Annotated in this window: 27 protein-coding genes, 1 tRNA gene and 2 pseudogenes; 13 read left to right on the plus strand and 17 right to left on the minus strand. The window is 71.1% G+C overall.

Annotated elements, in window-relative coordinates; all coding sequences use genetic code 11:
• Positions 1–123 precede the first annotated feature (123 nt).
• Together ACEXOX_RS11185 and ACEXOX_RS11190 are read right to left on the minus strand one after the other, a co-directional pair.
• Positions 124–1,317 (minus strand): argininosuccinate synthase, encoded by a 1,194-nt coding sequence (locus tag ACEXOX_RS11185; RefSeq protein ID WP_030999539.1) that lies wholly within the window; start codon positions 1,315–1,317, stop codon positions 124–126.
• A 147-nt stretch (positions 1,318–1,464) separates the two neighbouring features.
• On the minus strand, positions 1,465–1,836 hold the full coding sequence (locus ACEXOX_RS11190) for a DUF488 domain-containing protein (protein WP_406520257.1): 372 nt from the start codon (positions 1,834–1,836) through the stop codon (positions 1,465–1,467).
• A 161-nt stretch (positions 1,837–1,997) separates the two neighbouring features.
• Here ACEXOX_RS11190 and ACEXOX_RS11195 point away from each other — a divergent pair.
• Positions 1,998–2,071 (plus strand) — tRNA-Pro (locus ACEXOX_RS11195).
• A 93-nt stretch (positions 2,072–2,164) separates the two neighbouring features.
• Here ACEXOX_RS11195 and ACEXOX_RS11200 read toward each other — a convergent pair.
• Positions 2,165–2,470 carry a hypothetical protein gene (locus ACEXOX_RS11200; protein ID WP_406520258.1) on the minus strand — a complete coding sequence of 102 codons (306 nt, stop codon included), beginning with the start codon at positions 2,468–2,470 and terminating at the stop codon, positions 2,165–2,167.
• 29 nt (positions 2,471–2,499) lie between these two features.
• The gene (locus tag ACEXOX_RS11205) at positions 2,500–3,735 is read right to left on the minus strand and encodes a helix-turn-helix domain-containing protein (RefSeq protein ID WP_406520259.1); all 1,236 of its coding nucleotides are present in this window, start codon (positions 3,733–3,735) and stop codon (positions 2,500–2,502) included.
• A gap of 132 nt (positions 3,736–3,867) precedes the next feature.
• Between ACEXOX_RS11205 and ACEXOX_RS11210 the strand changes: the two genes are divergently transcribed.
• Entirely contained in the window at positions 3,868–4,254 is a 387-nt protein-coding gene (locus ACEXOX_RS11210) for an ATP-binding protein (protein ID WP_406520261.1), read from the plus strand.
• Complete coding sequence (locus ACEXOX_RS11215; RefSeq protein ID WP_406520262.1) at positions 4,251–4,448, plus strand: hypothetical protein; 198 nt, start codon at positions 4,251–4,253, stop codon at positions 4,446–4,448. The genes ACEXOX_RS11210 and ACEXOX_RS11215 overlap by 4 nt, the downstream gene beginning before the upstream one ends.
• Before the next feature lie 28 nt (positions 4,449–4,476).
• On the opposite strand, the gene ACEXOX_RS11220 is transcribed toward ACEXOX_RS11215, so the two are convergent.
• From ACEXOX_RS11220 to argC, 6 genes and pseudogenes are all read right to left on the minus strand, one after another.
• Positions 4,477–5,646, minus strand: a complete 1,170-nt coding sequence (locus tag ACEXOX_RS11220) for an amidohydrolase family protein (protein WP_406520264.1) — start codon at positions 5,644–5,646, stop codon at positions 4,477–4,479.
• Positions 5,647–5,778: 132 nt separating this feature from the next.
• Positions 5,779–6,284: pseudogene (locus ACEXOX_RS11225) on the minus strand (arginine repressor); the annotation flags it as partial.
• Positions 6,285–6,327: 43 nt separating this feature from the next.
• A complete protein-coding gene (locus ACEXOX_RS11230) occupies positions 6,328–7,584 on the minus strand; it encodes an acetylornithine transaminase (RefSeq protein ID WP_406526297.1) in 1,257 nt (418 codons plus the stop codon).
• Between the two features lie 5 nt (positions 7,585–7,589).
• Positions 7,590–8,582: an acetylglutamate kinase gene (gene argB / locus ACEXOX_RS11235; RefSeq protein ID WP_406520266.1), complete on the minus strand. Its 993-nt coding sequence runs from the start codon at positions 8,580–8,582 to the stop codon at positions 7,590–7,592.
• Positions 8,579–9,733, minus strand: coding sequence for a bifunctional glutamate N-acetyltransferase/amino-acid acetyltransferase ArgJ (argJ, locus tag ACEXOX_RS11240; protein WP_406520268.1), 1,155 nt, complete (start codon positions 9,731–9,733; stop codon positions 8,579–8,581). The genes argB and argJ overlap by 4 nt, the downstream gene beginning before the upstream one ends.
• The gene (gene argC, locus ACEXOX_RS11245) at positions 9,730–10,758 is read right to left on the minus strand and encodes an N-acetyl-gamma-glutamyl-phosphate reductase (protein ID WP_406520269.1); all 1,029 of its coding nucleotides are present in this window, start codon (positions 10,756–10,758) and stop codon (positions 9,730–9,732) included. The genes argJ and argC overlap by 4 nt, the downstream gene beginning before the upstream one ends.
• 213 nt (positions 10,759–10,971) lie before the next feature.
• Here argC and ACEXOX_RS11250 point away from each other — a divergent pair, with 213 nt between their 5' ends.
• From ACEXOX_RS11250 to ACEXOX_RS11260, 3 genes are all read left to right on the plus strand, one after another.
• Entirely contained in the window at positions 10,972–11,313 is a 342-nt protein-coding gene (locus ACEXOX_RS11250) for a hypothetical protein (RefSeq protein WP_406520271.1), read from the plus strand.
• Positions 11,271–11,489, plus strand: coding sequence for a hypothetical protein (locus ACEXOX_RS11255; RefSeq protein WP_406520273.1), 219 nt, complete (start codon positions 11,271–11,273; stop codon positions 11,487–11,489). Before ACEXOX_RS11250 ends, ACEXOX_RS11255 begins: the two co-directional genes overlap by 43 nt.
• A gap of 299 nt (positions 11,490–11,788) precedes the next feature.
• Positions 11,789–11,923, plus strand: a complete 135-nt coding sequence (locus ACEXOX_RS11260) for a hypothetical protein (protein WP_406520275.1) — start codon at positions 11,789–11,791, stop codon at positions 11,921–11,923.
• 147 nt (positions 11,924–12,070) lie between these two features.
• Here the strand turns inward: ACEXOX_RS11260 and ACEXOX_RS11265 are convergent, their stop codons facing one another.
• A complete protein-coding gene (locus ACEXOX_RS11265; protein WP_406520277.1) occupies positions 12,071–12,502 on the minus strand; it encodes a DUF5997 family protein in 432 nt (143 codons plus the stop codon).
• A 58-nt stretch (positions 12,503–12,560) separates the two neighbouring features.
• Between ACEXOX_RS11265 and ACEXOX_RS11270 the strand changes: the two genes are divergently transcribed.
• Positions 12,561–13,337: a LysR family transcriptional regulator substrate-binding protein gene (locus tag ACEXOX_RS11270; RefSeq protein ID WP_406520279.1), complete on the plus strand. Its 777-nt coding sequence runs from the start codon at positions 12,561–12,563 to the stop codon at positions 13,335–13,337.
• A 58-nt stretch (positions 13,338–13,395) separates the two neighbouring features.
• Here ACEXOX_RS11270 and ACEXOX_RS11275 read toward each other — a convergent pair whose 3' ends face one another.
• Complete coding sequence (locus ACEXOX_RS11275; protein ID WP_406520280.1) at positions 13,396–14,022, minus strand: TetR/AcrR family transcriptional regulator; 627 nt, start codon at positions 14,020–14,022, stop codon at positions 13,396–13,398.
• 137 nt (positions 14,023–14,159) lie between these two features.
• Between ACEXOX_RS11275 and ACEXOX_RS11280 the strand changes: the two genes are divergently transcribed.
• On the plus strand, positions 14,160–15,272 hold the full coding sequence (locus ACEXOX_RS11280) for an FAD-dependent oxidoreductase (RefSeq protein ID WP_406520282.1): 1,113 nt from the start codon (positions 14,160–14,162) through the stop codon (positions 15,270–15,272).
• A 147-nt stretch (positions 15,273–15,419) separates the two neighbouring features.
• Here the strand turns inward: ACEXOX_RS11280 and ACEXOX_RS11285 are convergent, their stop codons facing one another.
• Complete coding sequence (locus ACEXOX_RS11285; RefSeq protein ID WP_406520284.1) at positions 15,420–17,642, minus strand: NADP-dependent isocitrate dehydrogenase; 2,223 nt, start codon at positions 17,640–17,642, stop codon at positions 15,420–15,422.
• A 359-nt stretch (positions 17,643–18,001) separates the two neighbouring features.
• On the opposite strand from ACEXOX_RS11285, the gene ACEXOX_RS11290 reads away from it, so the two are divergent.
• Positions 18,002–19,225 (plus strand): beta-ketoacyl-[acyl-carrier-protein] synthase family protein, encoded by a 1,224-nt coding sequence (locus ACEXOX_RS11290; protein ID WP_406520286.1) that lies wholly within the window; start codon positions 18,002–18,004, stop codon positions 19,223–19,225.
• A gap of 122 nt (positions 19,226–19,347) precedes the next feature.
• Complete coding sequence (locus ACEXOX_RS11295) at positions 19,348–19,980, plus strand: AAA family ATPase (RefSeq protein ID WP_406520288.1); 633 nt, start codon at positions 19,348–19,350, stop codon at positions 19,978–19,980.
• Positions 19,981–20,043: 63 nt separating this feature from the next.
• On the opposite strand, the gene ACEXOX_RS11300 is transcribed toward ACEXOX_RS11295, so the two are convergent.
• A complete protein-coding gene (locus ACEXOX_RS11300; RefSeq protein ID WP_406520290.1) occupies positions 20,044–20,619 on the minus strand; it encodes a carboxymuconolactone decarboxylase family protein in 576 nt (191 codons plus the stop codon).
• 92 nt (positions 20,620–20,711) lie between these two features.
• Between ACEXOX_RS11300 and ACEXOX_RS11305 the strand changes: the two genes are divergently transcribed.
• Together ACEXOX_RS11305 and ACEXOX_RS11310 are read left to right on the plus strand one after the other, a co-directional pair.
• A complete protein-coding gene (locus ACEXOX_RS11305) occupies positions 20,712–21,635 on the plus strand; it encodes a sigma-70 family RNA polymerase sigma factor (protein WP_406520292.1) in 924 nt (307 codons plus the stop codon).
• Between the two features lie 199 nt (positions 21,636–21,834).
• The gene (locus tag ACEXOX_RS11310) at positions 21,835–22,575 is read left to right on the plus strand and encodes a DUF4097 family beta strand repeat-containing protein (protein WP_406520294.1); all 741 of its coding nucleotides are present in this window, start codon (positions 21,835–21,837) and stop codon (positions 22,573–22,575) included.
• Between the two features lie 553 nt (positions 22,576–23,128).
• Here the strand turns inward: ACEXOX_RS11310 and ACEXOX_RS11315 are convergent.
• Positions 23,129–23,505, minus strand: a pseudogene (locus ACEXOX_RS11315) (VOC family protein); the annotation flags it as partial.
• A gap of 183 nt (positions 23,506–23,688) precedes the next feature.
• Entirely contained in the window at positions 23,689–24,750 is a 1,062-nt protein-coding gene (locus ACEXOX_RS11320; protein ID WP_406520295.1) for an AsnC family transcriptional regulator, read from the minus strand.
• A gap of 137 nt (positions 24,751–24,887) precedes the next feature.
• Here ACEXOX_RS11320 and ACEXOX_RS11325 point away from each other — a divergent pair, with 137 nt between their 5' ends.
• A complete protein-coding gene (locus ACEXOX_RS11325) occupies positions 24,888–25,838 on the plus strand; it encodes an inositol monophosphatase family protein (RefSeq protein WP_406520297.1) in 951 nt (316 codons plus the stop codon).
• Positions 25,839–25,881: 43 nt separating this feature from the next.
• Here ACEXOX_RS11325 and ACEXOX_RS11330 read toward each other — a convergent pair whose 3' ends face one another.
• Positions 25,882–26,397: a GNAT family N-acetyltransferase gene (locus ACEXOX_RS11330; RefSeq protein ID WP_406520299.1), complete on the minus strand. Its 516-nt coding sequence runs from the start codon at positions 26,395–26,397 to the stop codon at positions 25,882–25,884.
• Positions 26,398–26,433: the final 36 nt, after the last annotated feature.

The following is a 26,433-nucleotide window of genomic DNA, read 5'->3' on the forward strand; positions in this document are numbered from 1 at the left end:
AACCGGCCACCGGGGACGGAGCCGGGGAAGCGGAAACACCCCGGCCGTGACGGCTTCCCGCCCCAGGGCTCTCCGCCCCTGGGCTTTTCGCCCCTGGACTTCCCGCCCCCGGGCTTCGCGCCCTTACGCCAGATCCCGCTTGGCGGCGATCTTCGACGACATCCCGAAGATTTCGATGAAGCCCTTCGACAGCGACTGGTCGAAGGTGTCACCCGTGTCGTACGTCGCCAGGTTGAAGTCGTACAGCGACTGCTCCGACCGCCGCCCGGTGACCACCGCGCGCCCACCGTGCAACGTCATCCGGATGTCACCGGACACGGCCTGGTTGGCCTCCTCGATGAACCCGTCCAGGGCCCGCTTCAGCGGCGAGAACCACAGGCCGTCGTAGACCAGCTCGCCCCAGCGCTGCTCGACCTGCCGCTTGTAGCGGGCCAGCTCACGCTCGACGGTGACGCTCTCCAGCTCCTGGTGGGCGGTGATCAGCGCGATCGCGCCGGGCGCCTCGTAGACCTCACGCGACTTGATACCGACGAGCCGGTCCTCGACCATGTCGATCCGGCCGATGCCGTGCGCTCCGGCCCGTTCGTTGAGCTGCTGAATGGCCTGGAGCACCGACACGGGCTTGCCGTCGATCGCGACCGGCACGCCCTCCTTGAAGGTGATGACCAGCTCATCGGCCTCCCGGGGCAGCGCCGGGTTCTGCGTGTACTCGTACACGTCCTCGATCGGCGCGTTCCAGATGTCCTCCAGGAAGCCGGTCTCCACGGCCCGCCCGAAGACGTTCTGGTCGATCGAGTACGGCGACTTCTTGGTCGTCGTGATCGGCAGGTTCTTGCTCTCGCAGAACGCGATCGCCTTGTCCCGCGTCATCGCGTAGTCCCGCACCGGAGCGATGCACTTCAGGTCCGGCGCCAGCGAGGAGATTCCCGCCTCGAACCGCACCTGGTCGTTCCCCTTGCCGGTGCAGCCGTGCGCCACGGTGCTCGCGCCGTGCTTCTTGGCCGCGGCGACCAGGTGCTTGACGATCGTCGGCCGGGACAGCGCGGAGACCAGCGGGTACCGGTCCATGTACAGCGCGTTGGCCTTGATCGCCGGCAGGCAGTACTCGTCGGCGAACTCGTCCTTGGCGTCCGCGACCTCCGCCTCGACCGCGCCACAGGCGAGCGCGCGCTTACGGATGACATCCAGGTCCTCGCCGCCCTGGCCGACATCCACAGCCACGGCGATGACCTCGGCGCCCGTCTCCTCGGCGATCCAGCCGATGGCGACGGAGGTGTCCAGGCCGCCCGAGTAGGCGAGTACGACGCGCTCGGTCACGGGTTTCTCCTTACGGTGCATACGCTGATGGGTATAACTATGCACTCCACCGCATGATTCGTCAACGCGCTTCACGCGAATGGCGCAACCGCGACCCCCGAACACCCCATTCCCGCAGGTCAACCGCACCCCACCATGCCCGCGCCCCTACTCCCCCAGCACCTCCGCCAGCACCGTCACATGGCTCAGCTCCAGGCTCTTGGTCGCGGTGAGCAGCGTCAGTGGCCCGTCCGCCGCATAGCCCCGCAGCCGCTCCAACGCCTCCGCGGCCGGCGAGGTGGCCAGCTCCGCCCGATACCGCTCGGCAAACTCCTCGTACCGCTCGGCCCGGTGCCCGTACCAAGTACGCAGTTCCTTCGACGGCGCCACGTCCTTGCACCACTCGTCTAGCCGCGCGACATCCTTCGCCAGCCCCCGCGGCCACAACCGATCCACGAGCACCCGCACCCCGTCCCCGGCCTCAGGCGCCTCGTACACACGCCGCCGCCGGACCTCTCCCTGCCCCTGTCGATCACCCATGGCGCCATGCAAGCACGCCCCCGCGGGGCCCGCGCGGCACTCCCACGCCCCTTTTCGGCCGTTATGCACCACCCCATGGCCCCCGCTTTGGATTCCGAGCCCCGAACAGGGTATTTTTCTTGTGCACGCCGCGACCGGGAAAACCCGGCCGAAGCGAGCACCGGGACGTGGCGCAGCTTGGTAGCGCACTTGACTGGGGGTCAAGGGGTCGCAGGTTCAAATCCTGTCGTCCCGACTCGTGAGAGTCGCAGGTCAGAGGCCGTATCGGAGACATCCGGACGGCCTCTTGATCATTTCTCGGGCCGTTTCGGCGGCAGGCGCGTGACCATCACCGCGTACAAGTGGGACGTCCGATCCTTCCCGGGTACGGGCTCGGGTGGCCGCACCACCACTCACGCCCCGGCGCACCGGGAGCGCCGTACGCGAAGCCCACGGCCTCGCCTCCGTCGTACGCGATCACGCAGGAGAACCCGGGGTTGTCGCCCCAGTGGTCCACGAACCAGGGAAACTCCCGCCGGAACTCTTCGTCCGCCATCCGGGCGGCGTGCACATCGGCATGTACGTCGATCAGTGTCTGACGGATATCGGGCAGGTCGTAGTGGGAGAAGTGGTGCAGTTCAGCCGTGGAAGACATCAAGCAGGTCCGTTCTGAGCGGTTGGCAGTCAGTCGTACTGCCCCAGCGCATCCGCGAGCAGACGCCCCTCCTTCGCTCCGCCGCGCATCAGAGCCGCAGCCGTGACATGCAGCTCGTTCCAGGAGTGGGGGCGGCCGATCGTGGCGGCGTCGGGGACGAGTGGGAGTGCTGTGGCCAGGGCCTCGGCGGCCTCTCCGGTACCGGCGTGCGCGTGGGCCAGGCAGCATCCGTACCAGGTCCGGTCACGCCGGTAGCTGTCCCCCAGCCCTGCCAGCCCGGTACGCAGATCCTGGACGGCGCCGCTCCAGTCCCGCAGGTGCATGGCGATCATCCCGCGCTGGAGCGTGAACCACGTCTCGCCGTAGAAGTACATCCACGCGGGTTCGTCCTCCGGACGCTCGGACGCCCGGGTGATCAGCGCCTGGGCCTCGTCAAGCAGACGGTGGGCGTCGCCGCCGGCGCCGATGAGGGCGTGACCCCGCGCGGCCATCTGGGCCGCCATGCCCCGTACGCCGGGCGACGCGTCCGGTGCCGATCGGCGTGCCGCTTCGGCGAGACGTACGGCGCGGCCACCCTGGCCTCCGGACCACGCCAGGTGCGCCTTCATGCTCAGCGTCGTGGCGGCCATGTCCGCGTCCCCGGCTTCCAGGGCCCAGTCGTGGCTGCGGTCGTACCAGGCGAGAGCGGCGGCGGTCTGCCCCTGGTCCTGTGCCATCCATGCGAGGAACTGGGCGTGTTCGGAGGCGAGCCGGACCACCCGCCCCGCGAGCGGGCCCCGGGCGCCCGCGAACAGGTCCACGACGGCCCGGAGTTGCTGCCGCATCAGGCTCACCAGCGGCCGCGAACCGATCAGGTCCTCGGCGGAACGGTGTTCGGCGAGCAGCCTGTCCAGCCAGTCCAGGGTGGCGGCGTCCGCCTTGTGTGTCGCGTCGGTCGCACCCGTGATGCGTGCGAGCAGGTCACCGTCGGGCTCCAGGCCGGGCAACACGAGTCCCGCTACCGGCTGCTGGTCTCTCCCCGCCACGTGCGCCGGCGCTCCGAGCCCGTTCGCGATGCGCTGCCGTACCTCGCTGGACGTCACCCGACGGCGCCCGCGCTCGATGTCGGACACGTCCGGCTGCACCAGACCGACGAGTTCGCCGACCTTGGTCTGCGAGAGCCCCGCGAGCCTGCGGTAAGTGCGCAGGACGGCACCCCAGTCCTCGGCGGCGAGCGCCGAACGAAGCTCCGGGTGGGACCAGATGCCGAGGCCGGGTGCCGTCATACCGCGAATATAGGGCGGCCTATAGGGCGGTGGGATGGGTCTGGCGGGCGCTCGTCCCGATGATCGGTCCGTAAGCCCCGGCGGCTGTACGGACGGCTGCGGGACGCGACCAACCTGAAAGGGCGAATCGGCATGGCACGAGTTGCCGGAACCCTGCCCCGCGCTTCCGAGAGCGCAGCAACCGCCAGACGCCTGGTGCGCGACGCCCTTTCCGCCTGGGGGCTGGACGAGCTGGCCGATGACGGCGCCCTGATCGTCTCCGAGCTGGTGTGCAACGCCGTTCAGCACGCGCGGAGCCGTTGCATCCGAGTCTCGGTCACCCGGCCGGGAGCGGCCCGAGTGCGTATCAGTGTCGTGGACAAGTCGCTGGAGCTGCCGGAACTCCGGGAGCCGGGCGGTGGGGACGAGGACGGGCGTGGTCTCGCGCTCGTGGCCGGACTGGCGGCGGCCTGGGGCGCCGATCCGTTGCCGTGGGGCAAGCGGGTGTGGGCGGAGCTGCACGGGAAGGAACGAGGATGAGCGACGAGCAGCTCCCGTGGGTGGGCGACCTCATCCATGACGAGGACACCCGCCGGCGCGGGATCGTCACGGACGTGCGCGGCGGGACCGTGTGGGTACTGCGGCCGGAGTGGGGGCAAGGGCAGTGGGACTCCCGCCGCCCCGACCGCCTGACGTTGATCATGCCGCGCGAGGATGTGCGGGACCAGTTGTAGGGGCACGCCTCCCCTCTCCGCACGCCCCTCACCCCACCCGCTGCCCACCCCGAACCACCGCCACCACATCAAGCACAGCCCTCACGTCCGCCACCGGATCCCCGCCCACCGCGACCAGATCCGCGTCGTACCCCGCCGCGATCCGTCCCTTCCGGCCGGCCAGGCCGCACACCAGTGCCGCCGTCGACGTTGCCGCCCGGAGGGCCTCCACCGGGGTGAAGCCGAAGTCGGTCATGGCGGTGATGCCGTGCGGGTAGCTGCCGTGGGCCTTGACCGGGAAGATGCCGGAGTCGCTGCCGAGGGCCATGGTCACGCCGGCTTCGCGGAGGGTGGCGAGGCCGGTGACGAGGGACGGGATGCGGCGGGCGATGTGGGCCGGGGGCGGAGGCCCACCCGGGAGGGCGCCGAGGGTGAGGGAGGCGGTGGTGCCGCGGTGGGCCATTTCCTCGATCACCTGGCGGTCGAAGTCGACGCCGGTTTCGGTGAGGAAGAAGCAGTGTTCGACGGTGTCGAAGCCAGTGGCGACCGCTTCGCGGATGCCGGTGGTGGCGTGGGCGTGGGCGGTCGTGCGGAGGCCGTGGTGGTGGGCCTCGTCGACGATGGCGCGCAGTTCGTCGCGGCTGTACTGGACGCTGTACGGGTCGGAGCCGGGGGTGAGGTCGCCGCCGGTGACCATGACTTTGACGAGGTCGGCGCCGCGTTCGGCCCGTTCGCGTACGGCCGCGCGGACGCCGTCGACGCCCTCCGCTTGGCCGCCGAGGAACCAGCAGTGGCCGCGGATGGTGGTCAGGGGCGGGCCGGAGGCGACGACGTGCGGGCCGGCGGCCGGGTCCTGTGCGGTTTCCGTGCGGAGGCGGAGGGTGAGGTAGGCGCGGTCGCCGAGGTCTCGTACGGTCGTCACTCCGGCGGCGAGCGAGGCCCGCGCGGCGGTCCGGACGCGTTGCAGGAGGGTGCTGTCGTCGGCGGCGGTGAGCCTGCCGATGACGTCGTCGCTCGCGTCGAACGCCAGGTGGGTGTGGGTGTCGATGAAGCCGGGGAGGAGGGTGGCGGCGCCCAGGTCGAGGACGTCGGTCCCGACCAGCGGTAGCCCGCCGGGGTGGACGGCGGCGATCCGGCCGTTTTCGATCAGTACGGTGGGCCGCTCGACCAGCCCTGGTCCCACTCCGTCGAACAGTGCTCGTGCGCGTACTGCCAGCATCGGTCCTCCCGCGCCGCGTGCCGCCCGGCCACCCGGCCGCCCGAGGCGGGCTCCCGTGCCGCCCGGCCGCGGCGGCCCGGGCGAAGCCCCAGTACAGCGGCCGGGCGGGCGGCCTGGCGAGGACCGCGCGGCTCAGCGTGCCTTTTGCGCCAGGTGCAGCAGGTGGTCGGCGAGGGCCTGGCCGCCGGCCGGGTCACGGCTGATGAGCATCAGGGTGTCGTCGCCGGCGATGGTGCCGAGGATGTCGTGCAGTTCCGCCTGGTCGATGGCGGAGGCGAGGAACTGGGCGGCGCCGGGCGGGGTGCGCAGGACCACGAGGTTGGCGGACGCCTCGGCGGAGATGAGGAGTTCCCCGGAGAGGCGGCGCATCCGCTCCTCCTTGGCGGACTCCCCAGCGGCGCCCGCGGCTTGCGGTCGCCGCCCTCGCTCGGTACCGCGTAGATCAGCTCACCACCGGTGTTGCGGATCTTCACCGCGCCCAGTTCGTCCAGGTCACGGGAGAGGGTGGCCTGGGTGACGGACAGGCCGTCGTCGGCGAGCAGCTTGGCGAGCTGGCTCTGGGAGCGGACGGCCTGCCGGTTGAGGATGTCCACGATCCGGCGGTGGCGTGCGGTGCGGGTCTGCGGTACGGCAGGCCCCCGTGCGGCGTCTCGTTGTCCTGCGCCTCGGTCATCGTTGTCGTCAGTCTCCGGATCGTTGTACCCCGTGTGCCCCAGCGAGGGCCGCGTCGAGGACGGCGGGGAGCTTCCGGAGGAACGTATCCGCTTCGTCGTCCGAGACGATCAGCGGCGGGGCGAGCCGGACGACGTCCGGCGCGACCGCGTTCACCAGGAGGCCCGCGTCCTGAGCCGCTCGCTGCACCTGCGGTGCGACGGGCTCGGACAAGACGATACCCAGGAGGAGACCCGCGCCGCGGACCTGGCCGACGAGCGGGTGCGCCGACGCCTCGATCCCGCCACGCAGCCGCTCGCCGACCCGCTTGACGTGGTCGAGGAGTCCGTCGGCCTCGATGGTGTCGAGGACGGCGAGCGCGCCCGCGCACACGACCGGGTTGCCGCTGAACGTCGAGCCGTGCGAGCCGGGGGTCAGCAGGCCGGCGGCGGGGCCGAAGGCGAGGGTGGCGCCGATGGGCAGGCCGCCGCCGAGGCCCTTGGCGAGGGTGATCACGTCGGCCTCGACACCCTGGGCCTGCGAGGCCAGCCAGTGGCCCGTACGGCCGATGCCGGTCTGGATCTCGTCCAGGACGAGCAGGGTGCCGGTGGCGGCGGTGATCTCACGGGCGGCGGCGAGGTAGCCGGAGGGTGGTACGACGACACCGTTCTCGCCCTGGACCGGTTCGATGATCACCAGGGCGGTGTCGGTGGTGACGGCCGCGCGCAGGGCTTCGGCGTCCCCGTACGGCACGAAGTCGACATCGCCGGGGAGCGGCCGGAAGGGGCCCTGCTTGGCGGGCTGGCCGGTGAGCGCGAGGGCGCCCATGGTGCGGCCGTGAAAGCCGCCGGTCGTGGAGACCATGTGCGGACGCCCGGTCAGCCGCCCGATCTTGAAGGCGGCCTCGTTGGCCTCGGCACCGGAGTTGGAGAAGTAGACCCGGCCGGGGCGGCCGGCGATCCGCAGCAGCCGTTCGGCCAGCGCGACGGTCGGTTCGGCGACGAAGAAGTTGGAGACGTGCCCGAGCGTGGCGATCTGCTCGGAGACGGCGCGCACGACGGCGGGGTGCGCGTGGCCGAGGGCGTTGACGGCGATGCCGCCGAGGAAGTCGAGGTAGTCGTTGCCGTCGGCGTCCTGGACGCGGACGCCTTCGCCGCGTACGAGGGGGACGCGCGGGGTGCCGAAGTTGTCCATCATGGCGCCCTGCCAGCGCTCGGTGAGTGCGGTGTTGGACACCGCCGTATCGGACGTGGTGCGGGTCGTCGTCCCCGTGGCCGTGTCGCTCATGCCGGTCATGCCGCTCCCGCCTTCTCGCTCTCGCCCATGTTCGCCGCGCCGATGTCCGCCCCGCTGCTGCCCTTGATGTCCGCGATGCCTGCGGCATCCGCCGGCCCGTCCGGCACGACCATCGTGCCGATCCCCTCGTCGGTGAAGATCTCCAGCAGGATCGAGTGCTGCACCCGCCCGTCGATGACCCGGGCGGTGTGCACCCCGTTGCGTACGGCGTGCAGGCAGCCCCGCATCTTCGGCACCATGCCGCTGGCCAGGTCGGGCAGCAGCTTCTCCAGCTCGGTGGCGGTGAGCCGGGAGATCACCTCGTCGCTGTGCGGCCAGTCCTCGTACAGGCCCTCCACGTCCGTCAGGACCATCAGCGTCTCGGCGCCGAGGGCCGCGGCCAGGGCCGCCGCGGCGGTGTCGGCGTTGACGTTGAAGACGCCGGTTTCGTCGCCCTCGTCGGCGCTGCGGGCGACGGAGGAGATGACCGGAATGCGGCCGTCGTCCAGCAGGGCCTTCACGGCGCCGGGGTCGATCGCGGTGACCTCGCCGACCCGCCCGATGTCCACCCGCTCGCCGTCCACCTCGGCGTAGTGCTGGGTGGCGGTCATCAGGTGGGCGTCCTCGCCGGTCATGCCGACGGCGAGCGGGCCGTGCTGGTTGAGCAGCCCGACCAGTTCGCGCTGCACCTGTCCGGCGAGCACCATCCGTACGACGTCCATGGCCTCGGGCGTGGTGACGCGCAGGCCCGCCTTGAACTCCGACTTCAGGCCCAGCCGGTCCAGCTGGGCGCTGATCTGGGGGCCGCCGCCGTGTACGACGACGGGCCGCAGCCCGGCGTGCCGCAGGAAGACGACGTCCTGCGCGAAGGCGGCCTTCAGCTCCTCGTCGACCATGGCGTTGCCGCCGAACTTGATGACGACGGTCTTGCCGTGGTGGCGGGTGAGCCAGGGCAGCGCCTCGATGAGGGTGCGGGCCTTGGGCAGCGCGGTGTGCTTGCGGGTGCTCATGAGGAGTACGCGCTGTTCTCGTGGACGTAATCGGCGGTGAGGTCGTTCGCCCAGATCACCGCGGACTCGGTGCCCGCGCTGAGATCGGCGGTGATCCGTACCTCCCGGTAGCGCATGTCGACCAGGTCCCGGTCCTCGCCCACCGAACCGTTCTTGCAGACCCAGACGTCGTTGATGGCGACGTTCAGCCGGTCCGGGTCGAAGACGGCCGAGGTGGTACCGATGGCGGACAGTACCCGCCCCCAGTTCGGGTCCTCACCATGAATGGCGCACTTCAGCAGGTTGTTCCGGGCGATGGACCGGCCCACCTCGACCGCGTCGTCCTCGCTCGCCGCGCCGACGACCTCGATACGGATGTCCTTGCTCGCGCCCTCCGCGTCCCCGATGAGCTGCCGCGCGAGGTCGTCGCAGACCGTGCGGACCGCGTCGGCGAACGCGTCGTACTCCGGAACCACCCCGGACGCCCCCGAGGCCAGCAGCAGCACCGTGTCGTTCGTGGACATGCAGCCGTCGGAGTCGACCCGGTCGAAGGTGGTGCGGGTCGCGTCGCGCAGCGCCCGGTCCAGGACCGGCGGCTCCAGGTCCGCGTCGGTGGTCAGCACGACGAGCATGGTGGCCAGCCCCGGCGCGAGCATCCCCGCGCCCTTGGCCATCCCGCCGACCGTCCAGCCGTCCCCGCCGGCCACTGCGGTCTTGTGCACACTGTCGGTCGTCTTGATCGCGATGGCCGCCTTCTCCCCGCCGTGCACGCTCAGGTCGACGGCGGCCTTCTCGATCCCCGGCAGCAGCTTGTCCATCGGCAGCCGTACGCCGATGAGCCCCGTCGAGGCGATGGCCACCTCGCCCGCGCTGTGCCCCTTGAGAACCTCGGCGGCCTTCTCCGCGGTGGCGTGGGTGTCCTGGAAGCCCTCGGGACCGGTGCAGGCGTTGGCCCCGCCGGAATTCAGCACCACGGCCGAGACCCGGCCGCCCTTGAGGACCTGCTCCGACCAGAGGACCGGGGCGGCCTTGACGCGGTTGGCGGTGAAGACGCCGGCGGCGGCCAGTCGCGGACCGTTGTTCACCACCAGGGCGAGGTCCGGGTTCCCGTTCTCCTTGATCCCGGCGGCGATGCCCGCCGCCGAGAAACCCTTGGCTGCCGTGACGCTCACGGTGCGACTCCGATCGTAGAGAGCCCGGTGGCCTCGTCGAGGCCCAGGGCGATGTTCATGCTCTGCACCGCGCCGCCGGCGGTGCCCTTCGTCAGGTTGTCGATGGCGCTGACCACGACGATCCGGCCGGCCGCCGCGTCGAGCGCGACCTGTACCAGCGCGGTGTTCGACCCGTACACGGCCGCGGTGGACGGCCACTGCCCCTCCGGGAGCAGCTGGACGAACGGTTCGTCCCCCAGCGCCTTCTCGTACGCGGCCCGCAGGTCGGCGCCGTCCACGCCGGGCCGGGCCTTGGCGGAGCAGGTGGCGAGGATGCCGCGGGACATGGGCGCGAGGGTCGGCGTGAAGGAGACGGTGACCGGCTCCCCCGCCGCGGCGCCCAGATTCTGCGCCATCTCCGGCGTGTGCCGGTGCACCCCGCCCACGCCGTACGGACTCATCGAGCCCATCACCTCGCTGCCCAGCAGGTGCGGCTTGGGCGCCTTGCCCGCGCCGGAGGCACCCGAGGCGGCGACCACGACGGCCTCCGGCTCGGCGAGCCCCGCCGCGTACGCGGGGAAGAGGGCCAGTGAGACGGCCGTCGGGTAGCAGCCCGGCACCGCGATGCGCCGCGAACCGCGCAGCGCCTCCCGCGCGCCCGGCAGCTCGGGGAGCCCGTACGGCCAGGTGCCGGCGTGCGGCGAACCGTAGAACTTCTCCCAGTCACCGGCGTCCGCCAGGCGGAAGTCCGCGCCGCAGTCCACGACGAGCACCTCGGGCCCCAGGGCCTCGGCCACCGCGGCGGACTGCCCGTGCGGCAGCGCCAGAAAGACGACGTCGTGCCCGGCCAGCGCCTCGGCCGTGGTGGCCACCAGCTCCCGCCCGGCCAACGGCACCAGGTGCGGCTGCACCGCCCCGAGGCGCTGCCCGGCGTTGCCGTGCGCGGTCACCGCGCCGATCTCGACCTCCGGATGCCCCAGAAGCAGCCGCAGAACCTCTCCCCCGGCATAGCCACTCGCTCCGGCCACTGCTGCTCGTACTGGCATGGACCCTCCTCCTTGGGAGCATGACTATACGGATAGTGGCAGGTTTATGCAATGGCGGGTGGGGGTGGTGCGGGGGACGGTGCGCGTGAGCGCCGAGGCGGCTCCTGGGTGCTCGAGCCGGCCGGGGTGAGCGTCGCAAGCGGCCCCGCGGCAGCGGTGGTGCGCCTCATCCACGATTTTGACCGCCCGGGTCACTGCGTGATCCTGATCGGTATGCACCATGCGCTCACCCACTGGGACAGCCCTTTCGTCAACTTCAAGGACTACGACTTCCCGGACGGGCGGGGCCACGGATTCCGGTGGGTGCACATCAAGCGCTTCCACCTGCCGTCCGGCTCGCCGACCGACCAGGACTTGCTGGCCGCCCTGATCGCCCACCCGGAGTTCCGGGACACCTACGACGGAGCCGGCGTCTGGCTCGAACCACGCCACGGACAGTGGTGGGCGAACCGGATCACGCCCGGCACCTACACGGCCGTCGACCGGTCGGGCGCGGCCGCCACGATTCACACGTGGGCCACCAGCGGCGCCCCGCTCCCCCGGACCTGGACCTGAAGCTTCGCGAGACGGTCTGCACCCCGATCCGCCAGTCAACGAGCCGGTACGCGCTCGGAGCTCTCCCCAAGGACGCGCAGCACGACTACGGCCCCATCCACATCGAATTCCATGAACTCGTGCTCATCGACCGCCGCCTGGGCACCCTCACCCTCCTCGTGGCCGCCGACGACTGAGACGGCTGCTGGACCAGGCTGCTTCCGGGCGTGGTCTTCGGACGCGTCGCCGGCGCCGTTCGACCGCACGAGCCATCAGGCACGTTCCAGCGAATTGGCCATGGTGCGATCCGGCCGTCGGCCTCCTCGAAGGGGACCGTGTGACTGTCGAACGGCGGGGTGAGTCGGTGAGTCCCAAGTCGTGCGACAGCGCCGAGACGAACAACAGCTCACGGTCGAAATCGAGTTCACGGTCCTGCGCCCACGCCGCACCGCCGACCACCCCGCGCCCACGCCAACGGGGCGGGACGGTCGTGACCGTGCAACTGGCTGCCGCCGAGATGGAGTGGCTTGAGGAACAGGCCAAGTACGGGCGCCAGGGGTTCATGGACCCCGAGCAGGCGGCGGCGTTCGAAGAGTTCCTGGCCCGGCAGCCACCGGTCGGGGAACGGTGACGTGCGACGGGGCCGGTTGGGGTGGAGCGGGGCGCCGGAGGGGCGGGGCCCGGGGCCCGTCGGGGCGGGTGAGGGGAGCGCGGGCTCTGTCCCTCGCCCGCGCCCCTCTTCTGCCGGTATCGGCGCCCCGTTACTTGATCTGCGTTCCTACCGGTCCCGCTGGTCTTGCCCGTCCTGCTGATCCTGCTGCTCGCGCTTCGCCTGCTCCGTCTTGTGCTTCTCCTTGATCCGCACGGTTTCCTTGCGGACCTCGGCCTGGGTGGCGCGTTCCTTCTGCAGCCACTCGGGGGATTCCGCCTTCAGCGCGTCGATCTGCTCCGTGGTGAGCGCCTCGGTGACTCCGCCGCGGGCGAGGCCCGAGATGGAGACGCCGAGCTTCGCCGCCACGACGGGCCGCGGGTGCGGGCCGTTGAGCCGCAGTTCCCGGAGCCACTCGGGCGGGTCGGTCTGCAGCGCGTTCAGCTCGGCGCGAGAGACGACACCCTCCTGGAATGCGGCGGGGGTGGCTTCGAGGTACACACCCAGCTTCTTCGCCGCGGTCGCGGGCTTCATCGTCTGGGTGTTCTGGTGCGACGTCATGGTGTCAAGGGTATCGATCGTGTGCGCTACCGCTGACCACGACCGGTAACCTGGCAGAGTGACAGGCTCGGAAGAAACCCTCTCGTTCCGGCTCGCGTACGTCCCGGGGGTGACGCCCGCGAAGTGGGTGCGTATCTGGAACGAGCGGCTGCCCGGCATCCCGCTGGAACTCGTCGCGGCGTCCGCGGGCGCGGCGTACGACGTGCTGCGGGACGGCGGCGCCGACGCGGGTTTCGTACGGCTGCCGGCCGACCGGACGTTCTTCAGCGCGATCCCCCTCTATACGGAGACGACGGTGGTCGTGGTCCCGAAGGACCACCTCTTCACGGCGGCCGACGAGGTCTCCACCGAGGATCTGGCCGACGAGATCGTGCTGCATCCCCTCGACGACACCCTCGACTGGGAGCGCCCTCCGGGCCGGCCCGCGTTCGAGCGGCCCGCGACGACGGCGGACGCGATCGAGCTGGTCGCGGCAGGCATCGGCCTGCTGGTCGTCCCGCAGTCGCTGGCCCGGCTGCACCACCGCAAGGACCTCAAGTACCGGACGCTGACGGACGCCCCCCAGTCCCAGGTCGCGCTGGCCTGGCCGGAGGAGCGGACCACCGACCAGGTCGAGGACTTCATCGGCATCGTCCGCGGCCGTACCGTCAACAGCTCTCGCGGCCGTGCCCAGGCTCCGGCCCCGGCCCCGTCGAAGTCGCAGTCCAAGCAGCCGGCCAAGGGCGGCGCCCGTCAGAAGCCCGCCGCGCGCAAGCCCGTCGGCAAGGGCTCCCGCGGCCCGCGCGGCGGCTCCGGCGCTCCGAAGGGCGCCAAGCGGGGCAAGCCCCGCCGCTGACCGGTCAGCTTCCCGGACGGGCCGGGCCGGTCAGCCCTCCCCGGACGTGCCCGACCGGTCAGCTTCCCGGCCGGACCGCCTCCCACCCCCGCTCCAGCAGGTCGAAGATTTCTTCGGTGGCCCGGCGGGGGGCGGGGTACTGCCCGTTGAGGGTGCGGGAGGCGAGGGCGAAGTGGGCCAGGGCGGCGCAGGTGACGTCGTCCTCGGGGGCGCCGACCTCCTCGGCGATGGCGCGGGCCAGGGCCGATTCGTGGCGCATCCACATGCGCTGGGCGTAGTCGCGTAGCGCCGGGGTCTCGGACACCAGGCGGACGAACGTGGCGATTTCCGGGTGCGCGGTGTCCTTCTCGGAGAGCAGGACGTACTCGCGCAGAGCCCGCAGAACCGACTGGCCGGGGGCCCGGTCGCGTACGGCCGCGACGAGGGCGGCCTCGATGTCGTCCTCCTGGTCGAAGACGAGCGCTTCCTTGCCGGCGAAGTGCTTGAACAGAGTCGTCACCGACACGTCGGCGGCATCGGCGATCTCCTTGACGCCGACCTGCTCGTAGCCACGCTCCAGGAAGAGCCGCAGGGCGGCGTCGGCCAGCGCCTTGCGGGTCTGTGCCTTCTTGCGTTCGCGGCGGCCGACGGGAGCGGCGCCCTGGGTGGGCGGCGGGGGCTCGATGCGGGGAACGGGTTGGGTCACGGGTGCAGCTTACTACCGCGCGGTGCATCGAGTAAGAAGGTTAAGTCGTTGCACTTATTTATTGGGTGTGCTTTTTTAGTTGGAGAGAGACGCCGGACGTGCGGTCCGGCGCTCCGCACACCCCTGGAGGGGGACCCATGAATTCCACCCGTGCGGCCCGCGTCGCGATCGTCGGCGCCGGCCCCGGCGGCCTGACCTGTGCCCGTGTCCTGCAACGTCACGGCCGTTCCGTCACCGTCTTCGAGCGCGAGGCGTCCGCGGACGCCCGTTCCCAGGGCGGCAGTCTCGACCTGCACCCGGATACGGGCCAGGCGGCGCTGCGCGCGGCGGGGCTGCTCGACCGGTTCCACGCCCTGTCCCGCCCCGAGGGCCAGGAGTGGCGGAAGGTGGACCATGTCACCGCGGCGGCCATGGAACAGGAGTGGCCTCCGGGGGACGAGGGCGCGGGCGTCGAGTACCGGCCGGAGATCGACCGGGGACATCTGCGGAAGCTGCTGCTGGACTCGCTCGCGCCGGGGACGGTCCGCTGGGCAAGCGCCGTCAGCGGCGCCACGCCGCTCGGTGACGGCACCTGCCGTCTGGAGTTCGCGGACGGCGGCTTCGAGGACTTCGACCTGGTCGTCGGTGCCGACGGCGCGTGGTCGCGGGTCCGCCCGGCCGTCTCGGACGCCCTTCCCGCCTACACGGGCGTCGCCTTCCTCGAAACCGGCTTCGACGACAGCGACGTACGCCATCCCGACCTCGCGCAGCTGGTCGGCCCGGGCACGCTGGTGGCGGAGTCCGGCGCGACGATCATGTTCGCCCAGCGGAACAGCAACGGCCACATCCGCGTCTACGTGGCCTTCCGGGCCCCGCAGGACTGGCTGACGGCCGCCGGGCTGGACGTGGACGACACGGCGGCGATGCGCGCGTACCTCGGGGAGCGGCTCGACGGATGGGCCGAGGGACTGCGGTACGCCATGCTCAACGGTGACCACGGCTTCGCCAACCGGCCGCTGTACGCGCTGCCCGTACCGCACATCTGGGAGCACGTGCCGGGCGTCACGCTGCTGGGTGACGCGGCGCACCTGATGCCGCCGCTCGGTGTGGGCGTCAACCACGCGCTGCTCGACGGCGCCGACCTGGCGCAGGCGCTGGTCGACGCGGAGCGGGTGGACGACGCGGTGCGTGCGTACGAGGAGCTGATGCTGCCCCGGTCCGCCGACTTGGCGAAGAAGTGCGAGGAGGGCCTGAGGCACTTGGTGCCGTGAGGGAACTCCGGCCCGCCCGAGCGGGCCGTACGGAAACGGGTCCGCCCCGGCCGACAGCAGTACTGCTGGCCGGGGCGGACCCGTCGCACAGGTGCCGGGCGGCCGGCGGACGGGAGCGCCCGCCCGCCGGTGCCGCCCGGCGCCGTATCAGCTGCCGAGAGTGGCGAGCGCCTGGTTGAACGTCTGCGACGGGCGCATGACGGCCGCGGCCTTGGCCACCGAGGGCTGGTAGTAGCCGCCGATGTCGGCCGGCGAGCCCTGGACGGCGATCAGCTCGTCGACGATCGTCTGCTCCTGCTCGGCCAGCGTCGCCGCGAGGGCCGCGAAGGACTCCGCGAGCTGCGCGTCCTCGGTCTGCTTGGCCAGCTCCTGGGCCCAGTACAGGGCCAGGTAGAAGTGGCTGCCGCGGTTGTCGATGCCGCCGAGCTTGCGGCTGGGCGACTTGTTCTCGGCGAGGAACGAGCCGGTCGCGCGGTCGAGGGTGTCGGCGAGCACCTGGGCGCGCGCGTTGCCCGTCTTCTGCGCGAGGTGCTCGAAGCTCACCGCGAGCGCGAGGAACTCACCCAGGCTGTCCCAGCGCAGGTAGTTCTCCTTGACCAGCTGCTGGACGTGCTTGGGCGCGGAGCCGCCGGCGCCGGTCTCGAAGAGGCCACCGCCGTTGATGAGCGGCACCACCGACAGCATCTTGGCGCTCGTGCCGAGCTCCAGGATCGGGAACAGGTCGGTGAGGTAGTCGCGCAGCACGTTGCCGGTGACGGAGATGGTGTTCTCGCCGCGGCGGATGCGCTCGACCGAGAACTTCGTGGCCTCGACCGGCGACATGATCTCGATCTGCAGGCCCTCGGTGTCGTGCTCCGGGAGGTACTGCTTCACCTTGGCGATGAGGTTCGCGTCGTGCGCGCGGCCCTCGTCCAGCCAGAACACGGCCGGGTCGCCGCTCGCGCGGGCGCGGGTGACGGCCAGCTTGACCCAGTCGCGGATCGGCACGTCCTTGGTCTGGCACATGCGGAAGATGTCGCCGGTGGCGACCGTCTGCTCCAGGACCGCGTTGCCGTCCTGGTCGAGGACCCGCACCGTACCGGTGGTGGCGATCTCGAAGGTCTTGTCGTGGCTGCCGTACTCCTCGGCCTTCTGCGCCATCAGACCGACGTTGGGCACCGAGCCCATGGTCGACGGGTCGTACGCGCCGTTGGCCTTGCAGTCCTCGATGACGGCCTGGTAGACGCCGGCGTAGCTGCTGTCCGGGATGACGGCGAGGGCGTCCTGCTCCTGGTCGTCCTTGTTCCACATGTGGCCGGAGGTGCGGATCATGGCCGGCATGGAGGCGTCCACGATGACGTCGCTGGGGACGTGCAGGTTGGTGATGCCCCGGTGGGAGTCGACCATGGCCAGGTCCGGGCCCTCGGCCAGCTCGGCATCGAAGGAGGCCTTGATCTCCTCGCCCTGGGGCAGCGACTCCAGGCCCTTCCAGATGCCGCCCAGACCGTCGTTCGGGGTCAGGCCGGCCTGGGCGAGCACGTCACCGTACGCGGCGAAGGTCTTCGGGAAGAAGGCGCGCACCACGTGACCGAAGATGATCGGGTCAGAGACCTTCATCATCGTGGCCTTGAGGTGCACCGAGAACAGCACGCCCTCGGCCTTGGCGCGGGCGACCTGCTCCTTGAGGAACTCGCGCAGCACGGCGACGCGCATGACGGAGGCGTCCACGACCTCGCCCGCGAGCACCGGTACCGACTCGCGCAGGACGGTGGTCGAACCGTCGTCACCGGCCAGCTCGATGCGCAGCGTGCCGTCCTCGGCGATGACCGCGGACTTCTCGGTGGAGCGGAAGTCGTCGCCGCTCATGTGCGCGACCTCGGTCTTCGACTCCGCCGACCAGGCACCCATCCGGTGCGGGTTGGCCTTGGCGTAGTTCTTCACCGAGGCGGGGGCGCGGCGGTCGGAGTTGCCCTCGCGCAGCACCGGGTTGACGGCGCTGCCCTTGACCTTGTCGTAGCGGGCGCGGATGTCGCGCTCCTCGTCGGTCTTGGGGTCGTCCGGGTAGTCCGGCAGCGCGTAACCCTGCTCCTGCAGCTCGGCGACGGCCGCCTTGAGCTGCGGGATGGAGGCCGAGATGTTCGGCAGCTTGATGATGTTGGCCTCGGGCGTCTTCGCCAGCTCACCGAGCTCGGCGAGGGCGTCGTCGATGCGCTGTTCCTCCTGGAGCCACTCCGGGAAACCGGCGATGATGCGGCCCGCCAGGGAGATGTCACGGCTCTCCACCGTGACCCCGGCCGTCGAGGCGTAGGCCTCGATCACCGGCAGGAACGAATACGTCGCCAGGGCCGGGGCCTCGTCAGTGTGTGTGTAGATGATGGTCGAGTCAGTCACCGGGTGCTCCGCTCCACGTCTGCAACATTGCTCGACATCAAGATATCTCGTGATCGGGTATCCACAGGAAGGGCCCTGGGCTGTCGGGGTTCCGGGCGGGGTCATGGATCGGGTTCCCGGCGGATCTTCCTCGTCACCGCTCGCCCGGCAGCCGACGCGAACGCGCCGTTTCACCGCGACTGCTTTGCATGGTTCCCACAACCCCCCACCCGCGAACTCCGTGGAAGCTGCCACCTGCCACCTTAGTAATCCCCTGGCAGAGTGAACATCGAGTTGATCATTTCCCGGCCCGACGCGGTCCGGGAAGTTGTCTCCATACGACAAAGGGGGTTCATCTGATGACACAGGGGGTTCATCTCATGCGTACCGTCACCGAGGACGTGGTGGTCACCGGGCTCGGCGCCACCACGCCACTGGGCGGAGACGCCGCCTCCACCTGGGACGCCATGCTGGCCGGGCGGTCCGGCATCAGCGCCATCGAGGAGGAGTGGGCGGCCGGGCTGCCGGTACGGATCGCGGGCCGGCTCGCGGTCGAGCCCGGTACGGTCCTGGACCGGGTGCAGGCCCGGCGCATGGACCGGTGTGAACAGGTCGCGCTCGTGGCGGCCCGCGAGGCCTGGGCCGACGCGGGCGCGCCGGCCGTCGATCCGGAACGGCTGGCCGTGGTGATCGGTACGGGTACGGGCGGCGCGCTCACCCTGCTCGGCCAGGACGACGTACTCGAAACGTCCGGCGTACGGAAGGTGTCCCCGCACACCGTTCCCATGCTGATGGCGAACGGACCCGCCGCCTGGGTCAGCATCGAACTGGGAGCGCGCGGCGGCGCCCACACCCCGGTCAGCGCCTGTGCCTCCGGGGCCGAGGCCATAGCCATGGGTCTGGACCTGATCCGGCTCGGCCGGGCGGACGTGGTGGTGGCGGGCGGGACCGAGGCGTGCGTCCACCCGCTGCCGCTGGCGGGCTTCGCCCAGGCCAAGGCGCATTCGACGCGCAACGACGAGCCGGAGCTGGCGTCGCGCCCGTTCGACGTCGACCGGGACGGTTTCGTGATCGGCGAAGGTTCGGCCGTGGTCGTTCTGGAACGTGCCGGTTTCGCCGCCGCCCGCGCGGCCCGCGCGCACGCCACCCTCGCGGGCGCGGGCGTCACCTCGGACGCCCACCACATCACGGCCGCGCACCCCGAGGGGCAGGTCCGCGCGATGCGGCTGGCCCTGTCCGCCGCCGGGCTGTCCCCGCGCGACATCGAGCATGTGCACGCCCATGCGACGTCCACGCCCCTGGGCGACCTCGCGGAGGCCCGGTCGATCACGGAGGCCATCGGTACCCACCCGTCCGTCACCGCGACCAAGTCGATGACCGGCCACCTCTTCGGGGCGGCCGGAGCGGCAGGCGCGCTCGCCGCGATCCTCGCCGTACGCGATGGTGTCGTCCCCGCGACGCAGAACGTCGACACCCTCGACCCGGAGGTCGGCCTCGACGTCGTCACGGGAGAGCCGCGTGAGGGCGCCGTGTCCGCCGCCCTCACGAACTCCTTCGGCTTCGGGGGGCACAACGCGTGCCTGGTGTTCACGGCGGCGACCTGAGGGGGCGGGGTACGGGGAGCGGGGCATGGGGAGCGGGGAGCGGGGCATGGGGAGCGGGGAGCGGGATATGGGGAGCGGAGTGCCCTCGCTCTACGGGAGCCCGTGCTCGTAGAGTGCCGCCCATGCTCCTGTGGATCAACGGCCCGTTCGGCGGCGGCAAGACGCAGACCGCACACGAGATCCAGCGCCGGCTCCCCGGCAGCGTCATCTGCGACCCCGAGCACGTCGGCTTCGGCCTGCACCGGATGACGCCGCCGGCCCTGCGCGGCGACTTCCAGGACCTCCCGGCCTGGCGGCAGGGCGTCCACGAGGTACTGGACCTGGCCCTGACCAAGCACCCGGGCACAGTGATCGCCCCGATGACGCTCGTGGAAACGTCCTACTTCGACGAGATCGTCGGCCGACTGCGCGCCCGCGGCCACGATGTCCGGCACTTCGCACTGCTCGCCGACCGGCGGACGGTGCTGCGGCGGCTGCGGGAGCGCGGCTTCGGGCATGTCGTGGGGTTCGTCGCCGGCAAGGACACCCCGTTGCGGCGGGAGAGCTTCGCCGTATCGAAGCTGGACCACTGTCTGGAGCGGCTGAGCGGGCCGGAGTTCAGCGAGCACGTGTGGACCGACCGGCGTACGGTCGCGCAGGTCGCCGACCGTATCGCCGCCTCGGCCGGGCTGGAGCTGGCCCCCGACACCGACAGCGCGCTCCGCGGGCGGCTGCGCCGTACGTGGACGAGCGTCAAGCACATCCGCTTCGGCTGACCCGGCCGCCGGCCCGCCCGATCAGTTCGGTCGGCGAGCCCGGTCGGCGGGTCGGTCGGGCCCTTACCAGGCAGCGCCCGCGATCTGCCGGGTGCTGACGTTGACCCTGTTGAAGAAATTCGTCATACCGATCATGAGGACCAGAGCGGCGAGCTGCCGTTCGTCGTAGTGCGCCACGGCCTCGTTCCAGACCGCGTCCGGCACCGGGTCGGTACGGTCGCTGAGCCGGGTCACGGCCTCGGTGAGCGCCAGCGCGGCGCGCTCGGCCGGGGTGAAGAAGGGCGCGTCGGCCCACGCCGCCACGGTGTGCAGCCGCTCGTCACGCTCACCGGCCTTCTGGGCCTGCAGCGTGCCGCCGTGCACGCAGTAGCTGCATCCGTTGATCTGGCTCGCCCGCAGGTGGACCAGATCGAGCGTGGTCTGCGGGACACCGGCTTTCTTGACCGACTTGAGGACGGCGAGGACGGGTTCCATGACGCCGGGGAGGAGCAGGGCCGGGTTCGAGATCCGCGCTTGTACGGGAGTTTGCGAGCCCTGCGGGTCCTGTGCAGTCTTCGTGTCCTGTGCGCCCTGCGCGTCCTGTGTGCTTTGTGTGCTCTGTGTGCTCTGTGTGCTCTGTGTGCTCTGTGTGCTCTGCATGATCATGTCTCCTGTCCTGCGGGGCGGTCCGTCACATCGAGGGGAAACGGTCCGTCATCGTTCTGACGGAACACGACGGGAGAATGTGACAGGTGGACGAGAAAGAATTCCTGGCGAAGCGCTTCGAGGAACACCGGGCGCATCTGCGGGCGGTGGCGTACCGGATGCTCGGTTCGCTGAGCGAGGCGGACGACGCCGTGCAGGAAGCCTGGTTGCGGCTCAGCCGCTCCGACGTCAGCGACGTGGCGAACCTCGGTGGCTGGCTGACGACCGTCGTCGGCCGGGTGTGCCTGGATCTGCTGCGGACGCGTACGGCGCGCGGCGAGGAGCCTTTCGACGTACGGGTGCCCGACCCCGTCATCAGCAGCGCCACCGTCGGCGGCGGGAGTGGCGGCAGCGGTACGGACGGGACCGATCCGGAGCAACAGGCGCTGCTGGCCGACGCCGTCGGGCTCGCCCTGCTGGTGGTGCTCCAAACACTGGCACCTGCCGAACGTCTCGCGTTCGTCCTGCATGACATGTTCGGAGTGCCGTTCGACGAGATCGGGCCCGTCGTCGGGCGCACTCCGGCCGCGGCCCGCCAGCTCGCCAGCCGGGCCCGCCGCCGGGTGCGGAACACGGCTGCCGTGCCCGACTCGGGTCTCGTCCGGCAGCGCGAGGTGGTCGACGCTTTCCTCGCCGCCGCACGGGACGGTGATTTCGAGGCGTTGCTCGCGGTCCTCGATCCGGACGTGGTGCTCCGTGCCGACACGGGCGCCGGGTTCCCGGGGCTGGCCAGGACCGTTCGCGGGGCGCACGAGGTGGCGGGACGGGCGCTCGCTTTCCGGCGTACTGCGCACGGTGCGCGGTACGCGCTGGTGAACGGGGCCGCGGGGGTGGTCACGGTCGTGGACGGAGCGCCGTTGTCGGTGATGGGCCTGACCGTCGTGGGCGGGAAGATCGTCGCGATCGACATCCTCGCGGATCCGGAACGGCTGCGGGGGCTGGACCTGACGGCGCTCGGCGCGGACGGCTGACGGCAGGCGGCAGGCGGCAGGCGGCAGGAACGTCTCCCCGCGGCACTGTGGAGTTCCGCAGGTGAAAGCGGGGGTTTTCCTCATGGTCGCGGCTGTGGACAGCGCTCTAACCTGAAGACCGTTGCACCGAAAGGCGCGGCGACCGCACCGCGCACGCGACCTGTGCGCGGCACGCCGTGCACTGAACCAAGGGGAAACCGTGCGTCGTCATCTCCGAGTCCTCGCAGCCGTCGCGCTGGCCGGTATCACTGTGACCGGGCTCGGCGCATGCGAGCTCACGGACCGCTCCACGTACGAGGACGATGCCGAGCACTCCACCGACATCAAGTCCATACGCCTGGGCAGCGGTTCGGGTGGCCTCACCCTGCGCGGCAAGAAGTCCCTCGACACGGTGTCGGTCCACCGCGAGCTGCGGTATCGGGGCGAGCGGCCCGAGAAGGCGAGCCATCGCGTGGAGAACGGTGTGCTGCTGCTCGGCGGCTGCGGGGACGACTGCTCGGTGCATTACACGGTCGTCGTGCCGGCGGGCCTCCCGGTGACAGGGGAAACCTCGTCCGGCGCGGTGAACCTCTCGGAGGTCGGTTCGGTACACGTAACCACCAGTTCCGGCGCGGTGAACTTGAACGGTGTGAGTGGCGCGGTGGACGTCCGTACCTCCAACGGCCGGATCTACGGGCGCGGCTTGAAGGGGGACGGAACACGGGCACGGACCAGCAACGGTGCCATCGACCTCGTCACGGAGTCCCCGCAGAACGTCCGGGCCGAGACGTCGAACGGCGCGATCAGCCTCACCGTGCCAGGCGGGCAGCCCCACCGCTACCGAATAGCCGCCGAGACCGACAACGGCCACAAAAGCCTGGCCGTGCCCAACGACCCGGCCGGTGCCTACCGACTCGACCTCACCACGACGAACGGAGCCATCACGGTCAAGCAAGGCTGACCACCCGAACCGCATGACACCCGGCAGGAGGAGGCGGGGCACGGAGCCATCGCGGCGGAAGCGCGTGAGTGAGGAGGGGCGCGGGGCTGCCGTGCGGACGCGCACGAGATGGGGTGGGGCATGGGACTGCCCTGCGGACGTGCATGAGACGGGGTCAGACAGGGCTGTCGTACGGATGCGGGACACGGGGACTTTCGTACGGGCCGGCATGAGGCGGAGGCAGGGCACGGAGCTGTCCTACTGACGCACACGGTTGGACGCACTCGGCACGGGGGTGGGTGGGGCGGGGGGGAGGGGAAAGGGGGAAGGTGCGGGGCCGTCGTGCGGGGCCGTCGTGCGGGCGCCCGCGGATTGATTTCGCGGGCGCCCGCCCCCGTCACGGGCTCAGGTGCCTGGGTGGATCAATGCTCCCCCCGGCGGGGCTGCGGCCGGGTGCTGCTCAGGCTGACGAGTCCACTTCGGCGCCGCCCGATACCTCTACCGCCCTGCCCTGTACCGCTTCCGGGACGCCGGACGTCTCTTCCGGGGCGCCCGATGTTTCTTCCGGGGCGCCGCCTCCGTACGGGCGGGTGATGATCTCCATCGCGTGGCCCGCCGGGTCGAAGAAGTAGACGCCGCGTCCGCCGTCGTTGTGATTGATCTCCCCGGCTGCTTCCCGTGCGGGTCGGCGTAGTAGGTGAGGCCGGCCTGCTGGATCCGCGCGAAGGCGGTGTCGAATTCGTCCTCGCTGATGAGGAACGCGTAGTGCTGCATGGTGATCGACTCCGCCGGGATCGTGGCGAAGTCCAGAGTGACACCGTTCGCGGTGTCCACCGGGAGGAAGGGGCCCCACTCCGTACCGATGTCGAGCCCGAGGATGTACGCCAGGAAGGTGGCGGATTCCCGGTTGTCCCGGGAGTGGATGATGATGTGGTTCAACTGCACTGACACTGTGGAATGCCTCCGTAAGGCAAACTCACGGACACCTCCATGCCTCACCCGGTCGGTGACCGACACGCGATGCCGTCGCCGCCGATGGTAAGCCGCGCCTCTGATTTCGTCGAGCGACCTTTCGGTGCCGGCCGGTGCCGACCCCTGCGGTCCGATGTCGGCTGATGCTGTTCGGGGGTCGGGTCATCTGCCGGGACGTTTGACCGCGTGGCCGACGATGACGGTTTCGACGCCGGCGATGCCCAGGCCCGTCAGGTCGTCGGTGATCAGCCGGTACAGGGCGGCCAGGTCCGGCAGCCAGACGGCGGCGTGCAGGTTCGCGGTGCCGCTGGTGGCGAACGCGCCGTGTACGGCGGGGTGTCGGGCCAGGGTGCGGCCCACGGCGTCCAGGTGATCCGGGGGCACCTGCATCATCACGTTGGCGTCGATGAACAGGCCCAAGCGCCTGGGGTCCACCGCCACCTGCGTGCTGAGCCGGCCGTCGGCCATCAGGCGGGCGAGGCGGCGCCGGACCGTGGAGGCTGGGTGCCCGGTCCGGGCGGCGATCGCCGCCGCCGGGGTGCGGGCGTCGTCGCTCAAGGCGGCCAGGATGTCGGTGTCGACGGCATCGAAGTCGCCTCCGGTTCTGGGGGCGGGTCCAGGGCCGGATCCAGGACCGGAAGCGGCAGACGGTACGGATGCGGATGTGGATGCGGAAGGGGCGGGCGCCGGGGTCAGGGCGGCGCGTTCCTCGGCGGTCAGGACGTCGTGGCGCCAGTCGGAAGCCTCGGAGAACACGTGCAGCACGGTGGCCGCGGACACGGACGCCACCGCCGATGTGGCCGGCAACTGCCGGAACACCAGATGGTCACGGGTTCCTGGTTCGGTGAACGCGACCGCGGAGATCTCGTCGCCCGAGGCCGACAAATCGATGAAAGGGATGTCCGGGCGGGCGGCCAGGGCGGCGGTGAGAGCGTCGAGTTTTCCCTTGAGCACCTTGATGCGTAGCAGCAGCGCACCGACCGAGTCGGGGCGCACGGGCTGGGCGATCACCTTGACCGTGCCGTCGCCAGTCAGTGCCTGCCAGCGGCGGTGCACCGTCCGGGGGTTCTCCCCCAGTACCTCGGCGGCCCGCTCGGCGCTCAGCCGCCCGTCGCACTGCAGCGCGGCGATCAGGCGCTGGTCACGGAGTCCGAGGACGGGTGAGGCGCTACGCGAGGGGGAGGAAGCGGGAGAGGGAGCGGGATCGCTCGGTTTCTGGGGCACGGGAGACAGTTTCGCTCACTCTGGTCGGGTGGAGAGTCCGGTTGTGGCCTTCTCGGCGCAGGATCGACGGCATCAACCAGTCCCGGCGTCGGCTGAGGGCCGCTGCCCTTGGTGCCGGGGAAGAGTCTGCTGCTCACATGGAGAAGCTCATGACGTACGCGTCCCTGCTCGCCCCGATGGCGGCCGCCGCCCACGAAGTCGGTGCGCTCCTGCTCACCACTCCGCGCCGTGCCGCCGCGCCCGCCGACACCATGGAGGAACTGGCCGCCGCTTACCTGGCCTTGGAAGCTCCGGCCGTTGGCGTCATACGACGGCATCTGGACGCGCTGCTGCCCGGCGTCCCCTGGGCCGAGGAATTGCACGACGACCGGAGCCCGGGCGCCACCCCGGCTTCCGAGCTGCCTGCGGAAGGGGACGTGTGGATGGTGGACGTGATCGACGGCGCGGTGCAGTTCATGCAGGATCTGCCTTACTTCTGTGTCAGCCTCGCGTTGGTGCGGGACGGTGAGCCGGTGGCCGCGGCCCTGCACGCGCCGCTGCTCGGCGAGACGTATCTCGCCGCCGCCGGGCACGGTGCCACCCGCAACGGCGAGAGGATCACCCCGTCGACCCGGACCCGGCTGGAGGCGGCCCTCGTCGGCACCAGCCACCCGCCCTTCGCCGCGGGGCAACCCGCGGCCGTGGCGGCGGCGGGCCGGTCGCTCGCCGCCGTGCTGCCCGCCGTGGGGGCCGTCCGGAACCTGGGCCCCACCTCGTGGCAGATCGCCGACACGGCGGCAGGGCGGCTGGACGCGTTCTGGGAGTACGGCCGGGACGATGCCAATCTGCTGCCCGGTGCGCTGGTTGCCCGCGAGGCGGGAGCTGTCGTCTCCGACACGACGGGCCGGCCGTGGCAGGCCGGAGCGCCCGGTTTCCTCGTCGCGCCACGCGGGTTGCACGGTGAGTTGCTGGGTCTGCTGAACCGGTCTGCCGCTCTGGTTCCCCCGCCTGCCCCGTCTGCCGTGCTTGACCCGCCTGCCCCGTCTGCTCTGTCTGGCTCGTCTGCGCCGAATGAATTGCCTGTGCTGCCTGCTCCGTTGGAGTCGTAATCGGGGCCGGCGGCTGGCGCGGCGGGGCCGTGCTCGGCCGGCCTCAGTAGGCCGGTCGGGGCGTGAACTCCATGCCTACCGAGGCCGGGGCCGTCTCGGTGAAGCCGAACTTGGCGTAGAGGTGGCGGGCGTCACCGTCGGCGATCAGGGACACGTAGGCGCCCGCCGGTGCGCGGCGCTCCAGTTCGGCGGTGAGCGCGGCCATGATGCGCTTGCCCAGGCCGTGGCCCTGGTGCTGGGGCAGTACGCAGATGTCGACGATCTGGAAGAAGCAGCCGCCGTCGCCGATGATCCGGCCCATGCCGACGGGGTCTGCGTCGTCCGCGAGCCCCGGCGACGCGTGCACGGTGACGCCGTACCAGGTGTTCGGGAGGCCGATCGCCGCGCCCTCGGCCGACTTGGCGCCGAGGCCGGTCGCCCGGCGCAGTCGCCGGTACGCGTCGGCCGTCGGGACGCCGGGCCTGACCTCGTAGCCGTCGGTGTCGTCGATACGGTCGGTACCGTCGATGCCGTCGGTCTGGCCGTCGTGCGCGGTGACATCACTGTTTCTCTGATTCATGCCTGACAGGCTAGCGATCCGCTCTGACACGGAGCG

Source organism: Streptomyces sp. Ac-502 (assembly GCF_045222935.1).
Lineage (GTDB): Bacteria > Actinomycetota > Actinomycetes > Streptomycetales > Streptomycetaceae > Streptomyces > Streptomyces monomycini.